This is a genomic window from Thermoactinomyces sp. CICC 10522, assembly GCF_016055075.1.
In the GTDB taxonomy this organism is placed as follows: domain Bacteria; phylum Bacillota; class Bacilli; order Thermoactinomycetales; family Thermoactinomycetaceae; genus Thermoactinomyces_A; species Thermoactinomyces_A daqus.
This window is the reverse complement of the sequence record NZ_JAECVY010000002.1, coordinates 1-15,807: the sequence shown is the minus strand read 5'-3', so window position 1 is coordinate 15,807 and position 15,807 is coordinate 1. Positions and strand designations below refer to the sequence as shown.

At 44.2% G+C, this 15,807-nt stretch carries 17 protein-coding genes, 1 pseudogene and 1 riboswitch; of the genes and pseudogenes, 15 read left to right on the top strand and 3 right to left on the bottom strand.

Features of this window, described 5'->3' with window-relative positions; all coding sequences use genetic code 11:
• Positions 1–161: 161 nt before the first annotated feature.
• The 5 genes from I8U18_RS03485 to hmpA all read left to right on the top strand — a co-directional run bounded on the left by I8U18_RS03485 (position 162) and on the right by hmpA (position 4,023).
• Positions 162–851: a Crp/Fnr family transcriptional regulator gene (locus I8U18_RS03485; RefSeq protein ID WP_033101581.1), complete on the top strand. Its 690-nt coding sequence runs from the start codon at positions 162–164 to the stop codon at positions 849–851.
• 224 nt (positions 852–1,075) lie between these two features.
• Positions 1,076–1,654 (top strand): hemerythrin domain-containing protein, encoded by a 579-nt coding sequence (locus tag I8U18_RS03480; RefSeq protein WP_309485177.1) that lies wholly within the window; start codon positions 1,076–1,078, stop codon positions 1,652–1,654.
• Between the two features lie 49 nt (positions 1,655–1,703).
• On the top strand, positions 1,704–2,261 hold the full coding sequence (locus I8U18_RS03475; protein ID WP_033101582.1) for a hemerythrin domain-containing protein: 558 nt from the start codon (positions 1,704–1,706) through the stop codon (positions 2,259–2,261).
• A 33-nt stretch (positions 2,262–2,294) separates the two neighbouring features.
• The gene (locus I8U18_RS03470; RefSeq protein WP_198054888.1) at positions 2,295–2,600 is read left to right on the top strand and encodes an AraC family ligand binding domain-containing protein; all 306 of its coding nucleotides are present in this window, start codon (positions 2,295–2,297) and stop codon (positions 2,598–2,600) included.
• Between the two features lie 178 nt (positions 2,601–2,778).
• Positions 2,779–4,023: an NO-inducible flavohemoprotein gene (gene hmpA / locus I8U18_RS03465; protein ID WP_198064490.1), complete on the top strand. Its 1,245-nt coding sequence runs from the start codon at positions 2,779–2,781 to the stop codon at positions 4,021–4,023.
• A gap of 162 nt (positions 4,024–4,185) precedes the next feature.
• Here the strand turns inward: hmpA and I8U18_RS03460 are convergent, their stop codons facing one another.
• Entirely contained in the window at positions 4,186–4,581 is a 396-nt protein-coding gene (locus I8U18_RS03460; RefSeq protein ID WP_232331142.1) for a M20/M25/M40 family metallo-hydrolase, read from the bottom strand.
• 200 nt (positions 4,582–4,781) lie between these two features.
• Here I8U18_RS03460 and I8U18_RS03455 point away from each other — a divergent pair, with 200 nt between their 5' ends.
• From I8U18_RS03455 to I8U18_RS03420, 8 genes and pseudogenes are all read left to right on the top strand, one after another.
• Positions 4,782–5,627 (top strand): TolB family protein, encoded by an 846-nt coding sequence (locus I8U18_RS03455; RefSeq protein ID WP_198054886.1) that lies wholly within the window; start codon positions 4,782–4,784, stop codon positions 5,625–5,627.
• Between the two features lie 150 nt (positions 5,628–5,777).
• Positions 5,778–6,341 carry a thermonuclease family protein gene (locus I8U18_RS03450; RefSeq protein WP_198059968.1) on the top strand — a complete coding sequence of 188 codons (564 nt, stop codon included), beginning with the start codon at positions 5,778–5,780 and terminating at the stop codon, positions 6,339–6,341.
• Between the two features lie 573 nt (positions 6,342–6,914).
• Positions 6,915–8,372 (top strand): annotated as a pseudogene (locus I8U18_RS03445) (flavin monoamine oxidase family protein).
• A 122-nt stretch (positions 8,373–8,494) separates the two neighbouring features.
• Positions 8,495–8,965 carry a DUF6022 family protein gene (locus I8U18_RS03440; protein ID WP_198064489.1) on the top strand — a complete coding sequence of 157 codons (471 nt, stop codon included), beginning with the start codon at positions 8,495–8,497 and terminating at the stop codon, positions 8,963–8,965.
• Between the two features lie 421 nt (positions 8,966–9,386).
• Positions 9,387–9,692 carry a DUF4870 domain-containing protein gene (locus tag I8U18_RS03435; protein ID WP_198054872.1) on the top strand — a complete coding sequence of 102 codons (306 nt, stop codon included), beginning with the start codon at positions 9,387–9,389 and terminating at the stop codon, positions 9,690–9,692.
• Positions 9,693–9,770: 78 nt separating this feature from the next.
• A riboswitch (TPP riboswitch) is annotated at positions 9,771–9,878 on the top strand.
• A gap of 138 nt (positions 9,879–10,016) precedes the next feature.
• Positions 10,017–10,595 (top strand): ECF transporter S component, encoded by a 579-nt coding sequence (locus I8U18_RS03430; protein ID WP_198064488.1) that lies wholly within the window; start codon positions 10,017–10,019, stop codon positions 10,593–10,595.
• Between the two features lie 13 nt (positions 10,596–10,608).
• Positions 10,609–12,069 carry an ABC transporter ATP-binding protein gene (locus I8U18_RS03425; RefSeq protein WP_198064487.1) on the top strand — a complete coding sequence of 487 codons (1,461 nt, stop codon included), beginning with the start codon at positions 10,609–10,611 and terminating at the stop codon, positions 12,067–12,069.
• Positions 12,059–12,859: an energy-coupling factor transporter transmembrane component T family protein gene (locus I8U18_RS03420; protein WP_198054869.1), complete on the top strand. Its 801-nt coding sequence runs from the start codon at positions 12,059–12,061 to the stop codon at positions 12,857–12,859. The genes I8U18_RS03425 and I8U18_RS03420 overlap by 11 nt, the downstream gene beginning before the upstream one ends.
• A gap of 185 nt (positions 12,860–13,044) precedes the next feature.
• On the opposite strand, the gene I8U18_RS03415 is transcribed toward I8U18_RS03420, so the two are convergent.
• Complete coding sequence (locus I8U18_RS03415; protein ID WP_198064486.1) at positions 13,045–13,299, bottom strand: hypothetical protein; 255 nt, start codon at positions 13,297–13,299, stop codon at positions 13,045–13,047.
• A 106-nt stretch (positions 13,300–13,405) separates the two neighbouring features.
• Complete coding sequence (locus tag I8U18_RS03410; protein ID WP_198064485.1) at positions 13,406–13,888, bottom strand: DUF2975 domain-containing protein; 483 nt, start codon at positions 13,886–13,888, stop codon at positions 13,406–13,408.
• 462 nt (positions 13,889–14,350) lie between these two features.
• On the opposite strand from I8U18_RS03410, the gene I8U18_RS03405 reads away from it, so the two are divergent.
• Both I8U18_RS03405 and I8U18_RS03400 read left to right on the top strand, forming a co-directional pair.
• Positions 14,351–14,665 (top strand): hypothetical protein, encoded by a 315-nt coding sequence (locus I8U18_RS03405; protein ID WP_198054866.1) that lies wholly within the window; start codon positions 14,351–14,353, stop codon positions 14,663–14,665.
• A 273-nt stretch (positions 14,666–14,938) separates the two neighbouring features.
• On the top strand, positions 14,939–15,253 hold the full coding sequence (locus tag I8U18_RS03400; RefSeq protein WP_198054865.1) for a hypothetical protein: 315 nt from the start codon (positions 14,939–14,941) through the stop codon (positions 15,251–15,253).
• The last annotated feature ends 554 nt before the right edge of the window (positions 15,254–15,807 follow it).

Here is a 15,807-nt window from a genome sequence, read left to right as displayed (position 1 = left end):
TAGTTACAAAAAACGGATGAAGTTGTTTTCGGGCGATAAGGGTTCTGTCCGTTTCGTGCGAGACAGAGCCGGAGCGGGATCGGTTACAACATCTTAAGGCCTGATTTTTTGGTGATTCTGCTTAAGCTTGCGAACGATTTAACAATGTGGGGGCGGTTTGGATGGATCATAAATTTGAGGTTGTTAAACGTGTTCCCGTGTTTAGCGGGTTGAACGAGGAAGAATTGAAAAAGGTTTCCGGAATAGCGTTTTTGCGTCATTATCGAAAGCATTCAACCGTTTTTACAGAAGGTCAGGAACGGAGCGCCGTTTATTTCATTCATTCGGGAATCATTAAGGTTACGAAGGTTGACAATAACGGAAACGAACAGGTTATCTGCCTTTTGCCAAAGGGGGAAATGTTTCCTCACGTGGGATTTTTCGATGACATCCCGTATCCAGGAACAGCGCAAACTGTCACGGATTGTGAATTGCTGGCAATCCCGCTGGGAAGTTTTAATCAGTTGCTGAGTTCAAACCCGCAAATAGCCAAGTCAGTCATGAAAATGATGGATAAAAGGCTCCTTCAGATGCAAAGGCGTTTACACGGGGTGATCTCGGGCGATATTCATCGAAAAATGATCGTGTCATTATTGCAGTTGGTGGAGGAGTACGGAAATGAAAAGGATGGTGGCGTTTATATCTCAATCCCATTAACAAACCAGGATTTTGCAAATATGTTGGGAATGTCAAGGGAATCGGTCAACCGGGTGTTAAATCAGCTTAAAAAGGATCAACTGCTCGAGATCAGCCGGAAAGGCATCTTTATTTACAATCTGGATGCACTGAAAAGTTTGCTTTCCTCCAGTTGAGAATGATACAAATGCAGCCCTGTTTGTGAAACAAATCACATGATTGTTTACGTTTGCTCATCTTCAAATTTGTCTTGTTGTATTTTGTGAAAATTATGTGACAGAGGGGAAGGAGTGATATCGCTCACAGCGGAATGTTAAGTCACCAAAGTATAATTGGGCATGAAAAAGTAAGAGTTTGGATGTTGCATCTCTTTGGCTTTTTCGCGTGGGAGCAACTTGGGATGGGTTGCATCTTTCTTGAAACCTGCATCGTGGAAATGGAGGGAAAAAGAACGATGAATGAGATGCCTTTTCATTGCGGTCACATGATGGGGGGAGATGTTCCTTTGTGCCCTGCCCTGCAGCAATTCAAGCAAGAACATGTGACATTGAGGGAGCAAATGGAGCAGCTGTTTCAGTTGGCCGAAGCAGCAAGGGAACATCCAATTGACTGGCCCGGTTTAAAGGAGAAAGCCATTCGCTTCGAGCAGGAGCTGACTGCACATTCAGAACGGGAAGAAGAGTTTCTCTTCACATTGATGGCTCAGTACATCGGCAGAGAAACGGGTCCGATCGCAGTGATGGAATATGAGCATCAGCAAGGGAAGAAAAATCTGCAAACTTTTATCGAAAAGCTCAATCAGGCGGACGCATCTGTTCATATTGAAAAGGCAAAGGAAATCACCGCGTTTATGATTGAAGCTTATCATGTTTTGTCCCAGCATTTTATGAAAGAAGAAAATGTTCTTTTTCCCATGGCGGAACGGTTGCTTTCGTCCGAGGAAAAAGATTTTCTCGCAAAAAAACTGAAGCTTGCTTAAGCATTGGTACACAAGCTTTGGAAAAATCCGCAATAAGGAGCAGATCAGGATGTCAAGACCAAAGTATCAACCAAAACTGGATTTAACAGATTGGCAAAAAACGAATGTGAGTGAATCGGAAAAAATTTTGGGGATCGTCGCGCCTGAACTGCATTCTTTCATCGAAGAACACGCTTCATTAAGCCAATGGATGGATCGGGTAAGAGAAGGATATAACACCGAACTTTATGACAAAGTTTTAGGTGAAATCGGCCATGAATTGGATCACCACTTTTTATATGAAGAAAAATATATTCTTTCGCGTTTGGTAAAACACATTCCGGAAACCGAAGTGGGCCCGATTTACAAATTGAAGAGTGAGCATGAGATCATTCGCAAACATTATGAAGAAGCCAAGATAATGTTTAAAAATCATGATCCCGAAAATCCTTCGCATGAGCTGATCCAGAAGATGGGATTGCTTGCATATCTGTTGAAAAAACATATTGAAAAAGAGGATCATTATCTATTTCCGCTGTTCAGTCTCGTTTTGTCCAAGGATGAAAAAGAGGAAATTGCCAGAGACGTGAAAGCAGAGGAGATGCGAAGAGGAATGGAATCTGAGTAAAATCATCGTTCAGAATTGAAGGGGGATGATCTTATGTCAGTAGTGGAGATCAAAAACCAATTAAGCGGGGAGAAAGGGGTTGCCCGGTCCAAGTTGCTCGATTTTGAAGAAGGAGCGGTCATGAACCTGCAGTTAAAGGCTGGCAAAAAGATTCCCCGTCATCATGCAAACTGCCATGTGATCGTTTATGTTATAGAAGGGGAAGTCTTGTTCGGCGTGTCCGAACAGAAATTTCATATGAAATCGGGTTCATTGCTGCATATGAATCCTTTTCAGGAACATGACATCGCGGCAATAGAAGATGCGAATTTACTGTTGATTAAAGTGGGTTCACATTAGGGGCGGAATTCGCAGCAAGTATTTCTCGGGAACTTGAAGGATGAAGGATGGTTTCGCCGCTGTCTATTTGTGATCTGTTTCACAATTTGCTGTCTCCGCTTTGATATAACGATAAAGCAAGGAGCCTGAATATCGGAAGCACAGAATAAGCAACATATCAAACAGAGGAGGTATTACGATGAACAGCAGAACGATTCAGATCGTCAAAGCGACGGCACCGATCCTTCAAAAGCACAGTGAAGCCATTGGGAAACGGTTTTATCAGTTGCTTTTCGGAAGTCATCCCGAACTGTACAATTTGTTTAACCAAACGAATCAACGGCGGGGGATTCAGCAGAAAGCGCTGGCCCATTCCGTTTACGCGGCCGGAGAACATATCGACAATCTGGACGCGATCCGGCCCATCATCACACGGATTGCCCATAAACATCGGGCGATCGGAGTGGTTCCTGAGCAATATCCGATTGTGGGAGAAAATTTGATCCAAGCAGTGCATGATGTGTTGGGGAACCAGGTAAACGCGGAAATCCTCGAGGCATGGAGTGAAGCGTATCAGTACCTCTCCGATCTTTTCATGAAAATAGAACGGGAGTTGTATGAACAGGCAGAATCCCAACCAGGAGGATGGAGTGGATTCAGGGATTTCGTGGTGGATCGCAAAGTGAAAGAAAGTGACGTCATTACATCTTTTTACTTAAAGCCTGCGGATGGGAAGGAGATTGCAAGCTATTTGCCCGGACAATATCTGACCTTGAGAGCAAGGATTCCGGGTGAGAAGTACGAACATATCCGGCATTACAGCCTGTCTGATGTACCGGACAAAGATTACTACCGGATTACGGTGAAAAGAGAAGATGCGCACCATGGAAATCCGCCGGGGATTGTGTCCAATTACCTTCATCACCAGATAAATGAAGGGGATCTTCTGGCTTTCAGCGCACCGGCCGGAGACTTTGTTTTGAATACGGATGATCCGGCCCCGCTTGTTCTGATCAGTGGCGGTGTGGGATTGACGCCATTGATGAGTATGCTGAAAACAACAGCGGAACGGCAGCCAGAACGAAAGGTGACTTTCATTCACGCAGCCATCAACGGAAACGTACACGCCATGAAAGATGAAGTCTCCCGATTGGCAAACGAAAACCCCAATATCAAGTCTTATGTCTGTTATGAAAAACCGACGGAAAAAGATCGTCAGGCAGGAAACTTTGACAAGGAAGGATTTATCGATCGCAGTTGGTTGGAATCCATTCTCCCCCATGCGGATGGAATGTTTTATTTTTGCGGACCCCTTCCATTCATGAAGGCGATTTACCGGGGATTATTGGAAATGGAAATTCCGAAAAAACGAATTCACTTTGAGGCGTTTAGCCCGATCAGTGTATTGGATGAGAAGCCGGCTGAAGTGATTCCTGCACGATAAATCGCTAATGATACTTCATATTGTGATTGGCAGTGAGGCACAAGTCAGTTGCTTCTTTCCTCACTCCCAATCACCCCAAATATTTCATGGGTCAGCCGACAAAACCATTCCGCTGCAAGAGAATCAAGCTGAAAGCGGGGATGGTGGTGCGGATAGACTGGTTTATTTGAATCTCCTGCTCCAACAAAGCAAAAAAGCGCCCGGAGCTTTTTTGAGATAATAAGAAAAATCCTCGCCGACCATGTTCGGCTTTGTCATCCCTGTATTTTCGGAGCCGAACACCTCTCTTGCCACATCCATGATCACGTCCACTTCCCGATTGTGGTTTACCACTGCAGGATCCCCCCGCTGATCATCAATCTTAATCGTTGCATCATGAATTTTTGCCAGCCCGTCTGTTAACTCCCTCAGTTTCTTTTGCGGTGTTTCCCTTACTTCTGGAGTGAAACTTCGTGTTGTTTCTTCCAAAACAGCCTTGTCGGCAATAATGATGAAAGCTGTTCCCGGTTTTTGATCCAGTAATTTTTCTATCTCCTTTATTTCTTGGCTAGATATCATGGAATCTACATGTCTTTCAATTGAAGTTCTTGTTCCACGATCAATCGAGCACGTATACTCAAAATTATTAAAATATTTAATTAAGTAAACGTCAAGTGATGAGACAGAAATCTTAAACTTGAACCGAATAAATTAATAGACAAGCAATAAGGAGGTATCCTATTATCAGAAAATTATGGGTTCTTATTGGTGGAATTGCTTTGGCGTCAGCTTTGTTTAGTCCTTCCCCGAGCTTTGCAAAAGAAAAAGAATTGATCTACTTTGAAAGTGCCCGATGGCTTCCTGACGACGATCGGATGGATACTGGAGTTTACAGAATGAACCCGGACGGTACTAACATTAAGCGAATCACCGACGGTCGAACTCCGGATCTTTCACCAGATGGAAAGAAATTGCTCTATAGCACCAATAATGGCGATATTATGGTTTCCGATCCTAATGGAAAAAATCCTGTAAAGATCGGAACTGGTTCGTACGCCAGATGGTCAAAGGATGGAAGTAAAATTGTGTTTGAAAGACATTTCGATATATGGCTGATGAATGCAGATGGCAGCGATCCGGTGCAACTCACACAAACTGAGCCTTTCTATAATTCCTCTCCGGATATCTCTCCCGATGGCACGAAAATTGTGTTTCACTCCGACCGGGATGGAAGAAACCATATCTACGTTATGAACATTGATGGATCTGATGTGAAGCAATTAACCGGAGACGCAAGTAATGAAACGGCTGAGTTTGATGCCCGTTGGTCTCCCGATGGTTCCAAGATTCTTTACACTCGTTATGCCTTTGATGGAACCGATGTGTATGTCATGGACGCAGATGGAAGTAATCCAACGAATCTTACATCTCAAATCAACGAGGATTTAGATGGTCCCGTCTGGTCCCCTGATGGAACCCGTATCACTTTCTCGGGGCCAAATGTTTTTGATGGAAACGAAAACCAGGTATGGACGATGAATGCAGACGGTTCCAATGTCCAGACCTTTGAGACATATCTGCCGAATGTTGTACTCACCGATTGGGCAGCGAAGAAAAAAGATTGAAACCAAACACTACAATAAATAACTTGAACCCTCTATGGGTTCAAGTTATTTATTTGTAAATGGGCAGCTAATTGCTGTTTGTTCATCAAAAAAATGTTTCTATATTTTTAAATCAGAATTCTATTGCTATAATGAACAGGGGGTGGATCAATGAAAATAGGAATTATCCAAACCATCATTAAATGGGTGTATCAGCTTTTTACAGGTCGAAAGAAGACTTCCAGGAAGACAAGAAAGCCCAAAAAGGGACGTCTGGTCGTAAAGCAAGCGGAAGCCATTGATGGAGATACCATTCGGGGGATCGTGAGAGGTGAAAAGGTAAAAATCCGCCTGATTTTAGTAGATTGCCCGGAGACCCGTCACGCCCAAAAGGGGAAACAGCCGTATGGAGAAGAAGCCAAACAATTTACGAAGCGGAGAATCTCTCGGGCGAAACTTGTTGAAGTTGAATTACACGGTACAGGTGCAAAAGACAAATATGGCCGTCTGATTGGTCATGTGTTTGTGAACGGCCAAAATTTAAACCGCTTATTATTAAAGAATGGATACGCCCGGGTGGCTTATGCCTACGGAAAATATGCTTATGAAGATATATACCGGAAAGCAGAAGCTGATGCGAGAGAGAAACGTCTGAGAATTTGGTCGGTGAAGGGATATGTTCAAGAGGATGGATTTCATCCAGAAGTCATGCCCAAGAAAGATATTGTAAGCTGATACATAAGGAAATCAGGTTGTGACGTTCGTTTATCCGTGATTTGTAAAAACGATGGATAGCAGGAAACGAATTTCACCAGGCTTGTCTATGTTGATGAGTAGAAATTAAAAAAGATTTGTCTCTAAACAGGGAAACTGAAAACCAACAACACCACGACGGATTGATATACTTACCACCGCCCGCTGAGGCGGTTTTTTTATTCAAAAAACCTCAAAACAACAAAAAAGAGGCGTCTAGAAGCCTCATAGAGCGACTAGGTACCCCGATCCTGCGGAGACGATAAAGGAGAGATTGCCGGTGGTGTTTTGGATGCTGCTGATTACACCTGGTTCCGTTTGGCATTGTTTCCATCGGTATCGGTCCAATGGTATTAAATCGGTGCCGGTTTAACGTTTTTGGGATTTCTGATCTCAGTTGATCAGGCCAAATCGTTAACAGGGGGAGTCGATTGCAGGCAAATAGGCCCAATCCGTTTGACCACATCCAGACGGTTTTTTTTGACCATATTTTCCTCCGAAAACCATAAACATTAATGAAGCCTTCTTCTTAAGCGGAAGAAAAGGAGGGAGAGGATGGTCGCTCTAAATCCGGATCAGATGCTTTCCATCGTTCGCAGTGGTTTGGGTCGAACTGAAAAACCGAAAAAGGTTTTGATTGTCGGCGCCGGCATGGCAGGGTTGGTAGCCGGTCTCTTGCTGAGGGAAGCAGGGCATCTGGTAAAGATTCTGGAAGCTTCGGAGAAGGTAGGTGGAAGGGTTCTCACATTTCGTTCTCCGTTTACCCCCGGTTTGTATTTTAATGCCGGGGCGATGCGGATTCCCAGTACGCATCGCCTCATTTTTGAATATATACGGAGATTTAATCTGTCTGTAATTCCGTTCATTAATTCGACTCCGGAAGACTGGATCTACGTAAACGGCGTTCAGATTCGACGCAGGCAGTATCAAGAAAATCCGGATCTCCTCGGAATCCCGGTGGCCCCGAAAGAGCGGGGGAAAACCGCCGAGCAATTGGTAAGAGGAATTTTGCGCTCCGTTGAGTCGGTTTTACGGCGGTCTCCTCAAAAAGACGGGCGGAATATAACCAAACAAATGGGAATGTTTCCATTCGATACATTTTTGAAGATAAACCCTTATGGGATCACATTGTCTTCCGAAGCCGTCGAAATGATCCGAATCATTTTGGATGTGCAGGGTTTGTCTGAGCACTCTTTTCTGGATGTTATCCGGATTTTGAATGATTTTTTGGATCCACGCATCCGGTATTTGCATATTGAAGGCGGAATGGATCGACTTCCTTATATGTTTTATCAACAGTTGAAGAACCACATTCATTTTCATCGGAAAATGACCCGGATTGTGTATAGTGAGAACAAGATCACCATCCATACCCAACATACAAAAACGTTTAAACCATCCAAATACACAGCCGATTATGCGATCATCGCGATCCCGTTTTCTACGCTGCGCATGGTGGAGGTCGAACCTTTTCACGCTTTTTCATACTTCAAAAGGAAGGCGATTCGCGAATTACACTATGCTCCGGCGACCAAGATCGGAATCGAATTTCAATCCCGTTTCTGGGAATATGAAGGGATATGCGGTGGGCAAACCATTACGGATCTTCCGATTCGTTTCACATATTATCCAAGTGACAGAATGGGACATTCGGAACCGGGTGTCTTATTGTCCAGCTATACATAGGAAGATGATACGTTGGTGTGGGACAGTTTGCCTGAAGAGGAGAGAATAAGCCAAACGCTGGAAAATTTGTCGGTTATTCATGGGAATCTGGTTTACCAGGAGTTTGTAACGGGTATATCCAAAAGCTGGACTCAGGATCCCTATCTCGCCGGTGGATTTGTTCTCTTTAAACCGGGGCAGGAATCCGAGATCGAGCCATATATCTCCTCGCCGGAAGGAAGAGTGCATTTCGCGGGTGAGCACACTTCCGGGACGCGCGCCTGGATCGAAGGGGCGATTGAATCAGGAGTCAGGGCCGCTTATGAAGTTCATCACGCGAGGGAGTAAAGGCGATGGAGAGCTTTGCCTATTGACAGAGTGACAATGACAACTCGTTGGTTCGGAACGAAGTCATTTAAATTAAATTCGGGATGGAACAATGATATGATAGAAAAAAGGGGAGGTTTGAAATGGAAGAGGTCGCTTTAACTTTTAAACCAACCATGTCCATTGAGGAAATTGGCGGCGTCATCGAGGGCTATGTGACTGTTCGGTGGAAGAAAGTACTCGAGGAAAATTACGATGTGTTTTTGCAGTCCTTTGAAAAAATAGGGGAACCCACATACGGCCTTTATGTCAAAAAACTGATGACCCCGGTGTTTGAAAAATTGAAAAAATCGGGTTTTGTGGTCAAAGGAACCCTTAATCTGCATGATTCCCTGGAAGAATGGGGAACGATGGAAAAACGCGAGCGCATGCTTTGGAGTGTTGTCAAGGATCAGCATCAAGCCCCGATCGGCACTTTTATCCTCGATCTGTTTCACAACCATACCCAATTTGAGATTCCATCCATGCCACGAATTTTGGTTACGGAAGAAACCGGCAGGGAAAAGATTATTGAAGTGATACGGAAGATGAAAGAAAAGAGGCAAGGAGACTGACTTTGGTTGAACTTGAACATGTGTGAAAAGACAGCGGCAGAAACTGTGTGATTATAGCGGTTTTTGCCGCCGTTTTTGTTTCCATGTATGATGCTGCCCCTGAACGGGAAGGCGATCCGAAATGGTGGAGAAATATTCGATGGAATCGGCTTTTTTCATTGCATTGACCTTTGTTGCGGTTTATCATGAAGAGGGCTTGAACAGGAAAATCAGGGAAATCTTACATTTTGGAATGAGGAGTTTTCCGGTTACTCCGTAAACGTATATCTTAATACCAAGTTGTCGACGCGCCTCCCGGCATCAGGATTCAAGCTGGAAGGCGAACAAGCACAGATTGCCGGTACAGCTGAAAGATTCTGCTGTTTACTGATCCGAAACAGGGGAATATAGTAAAAGAAATTAATAAAAGGAGAAATGCTCTTTGAAAGCAGGATTAAAAATTTTGATCCATGCGAGTACTTGGTTTGCTCCGGTTCTTGTGCCGATTATTACCTGGCTTGTGGTCAAGGAACATGAGATTCGCAAACTTTCCTTGCAGGCGCTCGTGTTTCACATTGCTATGGTGGTGCTGATCGGACTTTCTGCTGTCTTATCCTTCCTTTTGATCGGGATTCCATTTTTGATCATTTTTGGCTTGATGGCCCTGATTGCCCCGATCATTGGAATTATTCGGGCTCTTACTGATGAACGGTTTGATTATCCGATTGCCAAATGGTTTATCCGCTAGTTTTTGCCAATTATATTGACAAATGTTTGCCCCGTGTTAAGATAAATGTCGAAAAAACTTCTGCAACTGAATAATTGACCAATCCACTGGGGGAGCCTTGTTGGAGGCTGAGATTAAAGCGTGACTTTAAGACCCTTGGAACCTGATCTGGTTAAGACCAGCGTAGGGAAGTGGAGTATTGGTACGGTATGCCTTTGGACTGATACGACCGCTTTCTCCGCTGTGGGAAGCGGTCTTTTTATTATCTGTCCAGGCTGGACCCGTGACCCCCGGGAGTCAATGACGTTCATGGGTGCAGGACGATTGGAAAGGAGTAAGAACAGCATGAAAAAAGGTCTGAAATTGACCGATATTTTGGTCACAATCGTGATTTCCATTGTATTCGGCATCATCTACAAGGTTTGGGGTCCGTTGTATTATGCCATCAAACCGCTTGGCCTCCATCTGGATCAGTTTATTTACGGGATGTGGTTCATCGCTGCAAACGTGGCCTATCTCATCATCCGCAAGCCCGGTGTGGCGCTGTTGGCTGAAATTGCGGCTTCCTCCGGAGAATTTATCATGGGGTCCGAGTGGGGGCTGGAAGTGCTTCTGTACGGGGGGGTTCAAGGATTGTTTGCTGAGTTGGTTTTTGCCGCATTCCGATACAAGCGGTTTGGTTTGATCGTGCTCTCCTTGGCAGCAGCAGCCGCTGCGGTGGGTTCGCTGATCATGGATCAGTACAAAGGATACATCGGGGATTTGGCTTTATGGAATCTGGTTCTGTATATCGTGGTTCGCCTGATCGGGGCGATTGTCATTTCGGGCGTATTTGGCCATTATCTGGTGAAAGCGCTCGAAGCGACGGGAGTGACCAACCTGGTCCGGCCGGCCTCGCAAAAAGATTATGATGCATTGCAATAGAGGAGGGATTCCCATGAATCCGGCGGCACAGGTGGAACGGTTGCGCTTGAAGTTCCCGGGAAGCGAATCCCTTTTGTTCAAGGATGTGTCCGTTTCATTTCAACAGGGGGAAAAAGTTCTTCTGCTCGGACCGTCCGGGTGTGGCAAATCGACATTGCTCCAGGTTTTATGCGGACTGATCCCCCATTCGATCGAAGTTCCGATGAAGGCGGACAAAGTGGTGATACCCCGTTCATGGGGGTATGTTTTTCAGGATCCGGATTCGCAATTTTGCATGCCCTATGCGGATGAAGAAATCGCCTTTGTTTTGGAAAACCTGCAAGTGCCCAGGAAGAAGATGCAGGAAAAAATACAAAAACTGCTGCAAGCGGTCGGTTTGGAGTTCTCCGATCCGCATGTCCCGATTCAAACTTTGTCCGGGGGAATGAAACAACGGCTGGCTCTTGCTTCCGCACTGGCTTTGGAGCCGGATGTGCTGTTTCTGGACGAGCCGACGGCGATGCTGGATCCCGCTGGCACAAAAGAGATTTGGGAGTTGGTGAAAAAGGTCGGGCACGAGAAAACGTTGATCATTGTGGAGCACAAAATCGACCACGTCCTCGATTTTGTCGGGCGCATCTGCTTGTTTGACGACAAGGGCAACATCATCGCTGACGGGCCGAAAGAACATATCTTTTCTCAGTATCGTGATATGCTTGAAAAAGACGGGATCTGGTATCCCGGTGTATGGGAAATGTATTTGCGGGATCATCAGGATCAGTTTCAATCGCCTTATCCCGCTGCTCGCGAAGTGCTGAAACTGGAGAATTTCAGAGGTTACCGGAAAAGAGAAGCCAAAATTGAAATCAGTCAAGCGCACGTGAACCAAGGCGAATGGATTGCCATCACGGGTAAAAACGGTGCGGGAAAAAGCACATTCTTGCAGGCGCTCATGCAATTGCTCAAGACATCGGGAACCTGCCATCTGAATGGGCGGCCGGTCGCAAAAATCAAAAATCTCACGGATCTGTTGACATTTGTTTTCCAAAATCCTGAGTTTCAATTTGTGACCCATTCCGTTTATGACGAGATTGCCTATTCGCTGCGCCTGAAACGGATGTCTGAAGAAGAGATCCGTGAAAAAGTGGAGGAAATGTTGCGGTTGTTTCATCTGAAGGGACAGGAAATGCAGCATCCTTATCAGCTGTCAATGGGGCAAAAAAGAAGATTGAGCGTCGCCGCGTCCATCGTCAATAAACAACCTGTTTTGCTTCTGGATGAACCGACGTTTGGCCAGGATGCAAAAAATACCTTTCGGTTGCTGGAACTCCTGGAGCATTACCGGAAGCAGGGGACGGCCATTTTGATGGTCACGCATGATGAGCGGATCGCCAGACAGATTGCGACGAGAAGATGGGTGATCGAAGACGGCAGGTTGGTGAAAGATATTGTGAATTCCCCCCGGAGTTTGGAGGCGGTCGATCATGCCGTTTGAGTTGGAAGTAAAAGAGACATGGCTGCACAAAGCCAATCCCAGCGTGAAGCTTGTTACGATGCTGGTCTTGTTTGTGGTCGTGTTGCTGACTCACGATCTCAACTTTTTGATCAACGGAACCATTGCCGCTTTTGTATTGTTCGCCTTTTTTACCGGACATAAGGTCAAGCGGTTGCTGCTGTTCATACTTCCCTTTCTGCTCATCTTTCTTTCCACCTCAACCTCGATGATTTTTTTCGGTGATGGTAAGACGACCTGGTTTGCATGGGGATGGATTCACATCACGAAAGAGAGCTTCTACCGCGGATTGCACCTGGGGTTTCGGGCATTGGATTTTGCCTTTCTCGGGTTGGTTTTTTCCCTGACGACCCGACCGGTCTTTTTGTTTTACTCCCTGATGCAACAGCTCCGTTTAAAACCGAAATACGCATACAGTTTCATGGCCGGCGTCCGTTTGATTCCGATCATGATGGAAGAACTCCAGACAATTGGCCAGGCCATGGCTGTCAGGGGAATGGTGCGGGAAAAGGGATTGGCTTCTTTTTTTCGCAAACTGAAAGCCTACTCCATTCCGCTCCTGTCGCAAAGCATCCGCCGGGCTCACCGGATTGCGGTCTCCATGGAGGCAAAAAGATTTTCCGAAAGCGGAGAACGGACTTATTATTATGAGCTGGGGTTTTCCCGGTTTGATTTGTTGCTGGTTGCCTACTTTTCTGTTTCTCTCCTGCTCGGCGACTATTTGGCGCACATCTTTCCCTATTTCTCCGTGACAGATGTGCGCGGATCTTGAGCAGAAAGGGATTTTATGTGGAATCCGATTTTTTCATGTGATTAATTTCTATAATACAAATTGGTTTGCAGAACAAACGAAATGGCAGTCAGAGAAACATCAGCATATAACGGGTTCTTAAGACTTGGCTCAACCCGTGATCAGGATCTTTTGTTAGGGGCAGAAGGAGCATCCATTCTAAGGGATTAAAATGAGACGGATGCTCCTTCTGCTTTGATCGGTCGATGACTTTGATTCCATATCGGTTTCTTCCCCAAAGCGTTTATCCCGATGAAGAGGTTCGGTGTCAGTACCGCGTGTATCAAAATGTCCAATTCGACATCTTTGAGGGCGTTCTTTTTTACTATCCAAAGGACGACAACTGGTCGAACGGGGGAGGGGCGTTGCCCATATTCATAAACCCAAAAAATACGAATAAATGAACCAAGCGCCAGAAACAAAAATGTTCCCCCGGAACAGTTAAAGCTGCCCTTTTTTTGAGGCAGCTCTTTTTCTTTTCCGGCTTTAACAAGTGCTTCATTTATTAAATGTTCTCAAACCGTTTCATCATTTTTTTGACTTAAAAGCCAGGACATTTTTTAACGGCTTTTGAAGTGCATCCACAATGGCTGCGATGATACTTGTTGCTAAAATTCCCATCAGACTTATTGATATGGGACCTGCTGCGTCGTCTCCTGTGGTTTTGGCAAGCACCATTAAGCTTACTATTCCCAACAGAATGAAAAAAATGACTGTAAAAGCACATTTTTTTATAACATTCAAAGATTGAAGGGATGATTCAGAGAAGGCATTGTTTTTTTCGATATTAGTCAGTAGTTTAAATGCTTGATACAACGCAACAGAAAAAGCAATACAGAATCCGTATGCACATATTAAAAAGGGGATCAGAAAATAAGCCGTATCCGGATGTACCTTTGCATCTTTAATGGCCATCTCAGGCAACCAATAGATACTTAAAGCAAGGATTGCAATTCCAATCAGAAAAATCATTACCTTTAAGAAAGTGGTTGAACCATGTGTAATTTTCATTTAAAGCACCTCACTGATTTAATAACAAAATTACTTTAACACATGATTTATCGTTTTACAATAAACTAATATCGTTTTTCGTTATATTATTATTGTTACAGCTTGTCGACCTGTCGGCGATCACAGACATTGTCCCTTGTCTTTTTAGCAGAAACCAAATGGAAAGCAAATCGGAAATCCGCATGCCAGTGTTCCTGTTCCTCCTTTCGCGGGTTAAGCAGGAATCGGATGCAAGTCGGTATCCATTGAACTTGCTCCGGAATTCTCATGACATCTTTATCGTTTATCCCATCGTTTCTATATTCAAGCAACCTCACTTTTGACCGGCCATCTGATCTCCCTCTGGTTCACCATCGTGGTAAAATAGGAGAAAAGCAAACCAAGAGGACTATTCGTGGAGGAAAATGAGCTAATTGATGCTTTAATCCTGGCAGAGAAACAAAGAATTGGGAGGAAGTTTAGTTGATTTTTGATAAAAATCAGCTGAGGGCCATTCTGGTCGATGAAGAACAAGTTGCTGATTATGAAGCCGATCTTATCATTGAACGTTTGGAAAAGGTGGATCATCCTCACTTGCAACAGTGTTTGGACCAGTGGTTGCAGAACCGGATAGTTTTGGATGCTACCCTTGAGAATATTATGGAAAAGAAAAAGCGTAACTTTTGTAGTGCATTGCTTACTTTGTCTGTGTTTATGGATCATCAGGAGAAGATGGAAGAAATTCTCTCAGTTCCCACGATAAAAAGAAAAAAACACCCATTTGGAAGAGGAGGATGAAGTTCGGGTTTATTTTTACATAACGAGTTGGGAAAAAGCTACATATGATAAAAAGCTAGCCGCCTGCAAGACTTGGGAAATGATTATGAGGCCGGACTAGGGAGAGCGCATTGTACGATTCAATCTGAAGAGTCAGATCCTGAAAGTAAGTGGGTACATGTCAGTAATAACATGTGTGTCAACATTATTTTGGTGATGATAGGGCATTATGCCATGAGCCATGACATCATCATGACAAAGAAGAATAATGTATTTCAATAAGGGATGTGCCTAATGTTACATTTTGATGAGGAGAAGCTGAAGCGGATCTTTATGGATGAATTAAAATATTTGGAGCAGAGAGCGGAACATGCGGTAAAAACATTAAAAACACTGGATGAAAAGATGCAACCGATTTTGGATCAATGGATAAAAGATCGTACCTTGTCCGATCATGCAGTGAATGGAGTTACCATCGGCATGGTATTAAAGGATTTTAATGTCATTGATATTTTTGTAGCCTTTATTTATTTGAATGACTTTGCATGTGATCGAGAATACGCCGAAGATTACTTGAAAAATCCTGCGCAGTATACATGGTTAAGATAAAGAGAAATGAGGATTGATGATGATTTTCTTTTGGGGGATCTCCGTGTTTCCAGGTGGAACACGTCACAGCATGAAAGATGAACGGCTCTTAAACAACTAGCTTATTATTATGCCGATCTTGATGGATGAGGGTCATGTGATGTAGAAATAACACAGAAATCGGGTTCTACCCCCGTGATTGCCTGGAGATCACAACAAATATTAGAACCTAATCTGTTTACCTATTATAATCAAAGCTGCCTAGTGTCAGTAGGCAGCTTCTTTTTGGTAGCAACTTAAGCTTTTCATCTGTTTCACATTGATACCAATACAGAACCAAAGTACTATGTTGGTATAAAGAAAAGGAGGTTCTGTAATGGAGCAAAATTTATTAGTCTATTTAAATGACTTAACAAAAATTACTGAATCACTAAAAGCCGGAGCCAAAATCACACCAGAACTACTAGGGCGTGTCTGGTGAATATTCTAAGATTCCATGATAAAATGAAAATTAACATAACATTTCGTAAGGGGACATCTATGATGAGACGGCGATACGAAATTACGGATGAAGC

Coding starts and splice junctions, on each gene's coding strand:
- I8U18_RS03485 (WP_033101581.1), top strand. CDS start 162: ATGGATCATAAATTTGAGGTTGTTAAACGTGTTCCCGTGTTTAGCGGG.
- I8U18_RS03480 (WP_309485177.1), top strand. CDS start 1,076: ATGGGTTGCATCTTTCTTGAAACCTGCATCGTGGAAATGGAGGGAAAA.
- I8U18_RS03475 (WP_033101582.1), top strand. CDS start 1,704: ATGTCAAGACCAAAGTATCAACCAAAACTGGATTTAACAGATTGGCAA.
- I8U18_RS03470 (WP_198054888.1), top strand. CDS start 2,295: ATGTCAGTAGTGGAGATCAAAAACCAATTAAGCGGGGAGAAAGGGGTT.
- hmpA (WP_198064490.1), top strand. CDS start 2,779: ATGAACAGCAGAACGATTCAGATCGTCAAAGCGACGGCACCGATCCTT.
- I8U18_RS03460 (WP_232331142.1), bottom strand. CDS start 4,581: ATGATATCTAGCCAAGAAATAAAGGAGATAGAAAAATTACTGGATCAA.
- I8U18_RS03450 (WP_198059968.1), top strand. CDS start 5,778: ATGAAAATAGGAATTATCCAAACCATCATTAAATGGGTGTATCAGCTT.
- I8U18_RS03440 (WP_198064489.1), top strand. CDS start 8,495: ATGGAAGAGGTCGCTTTAACTTTTAAACCAACCATGTCCATTGAGGAA.
- I8U18_RS03430 (WP_198064488.1), top strand. CDS start 10,017: ATGAAAAAAGGTCTGAAATTGACCGATATTTTGGTCACAATCGTGATT.
- I8U18_RS03425 (WP_198064487.1), top strand. CDS start 10,609: ATGAATCCGGCGGCACAGGTGGAACGGTTGCGCTTGAAGTTCCCGGGA.
- I8U18_RS03420 (WP_198054869.1), top strand. CDS start 12,059: ATGCCGTTTGAGTTGGAAGTAAAAGAGACATGGCTGCACAAAGCCAAT.
- I8U18_RS03410 (WP_198064485.1), bottom strand. CDS start 13,888: ATGAAAATTACACATGGTTCAACCACTTTCTTAAAGGTAATGATTTTT.
- I8U18_RS03400 (WP_198054865.1), top strand. CDS start 14,939: ATGTTACATTTTGATGAGGAGAAGCTGAAGCGGATCTTTATGGATGAA.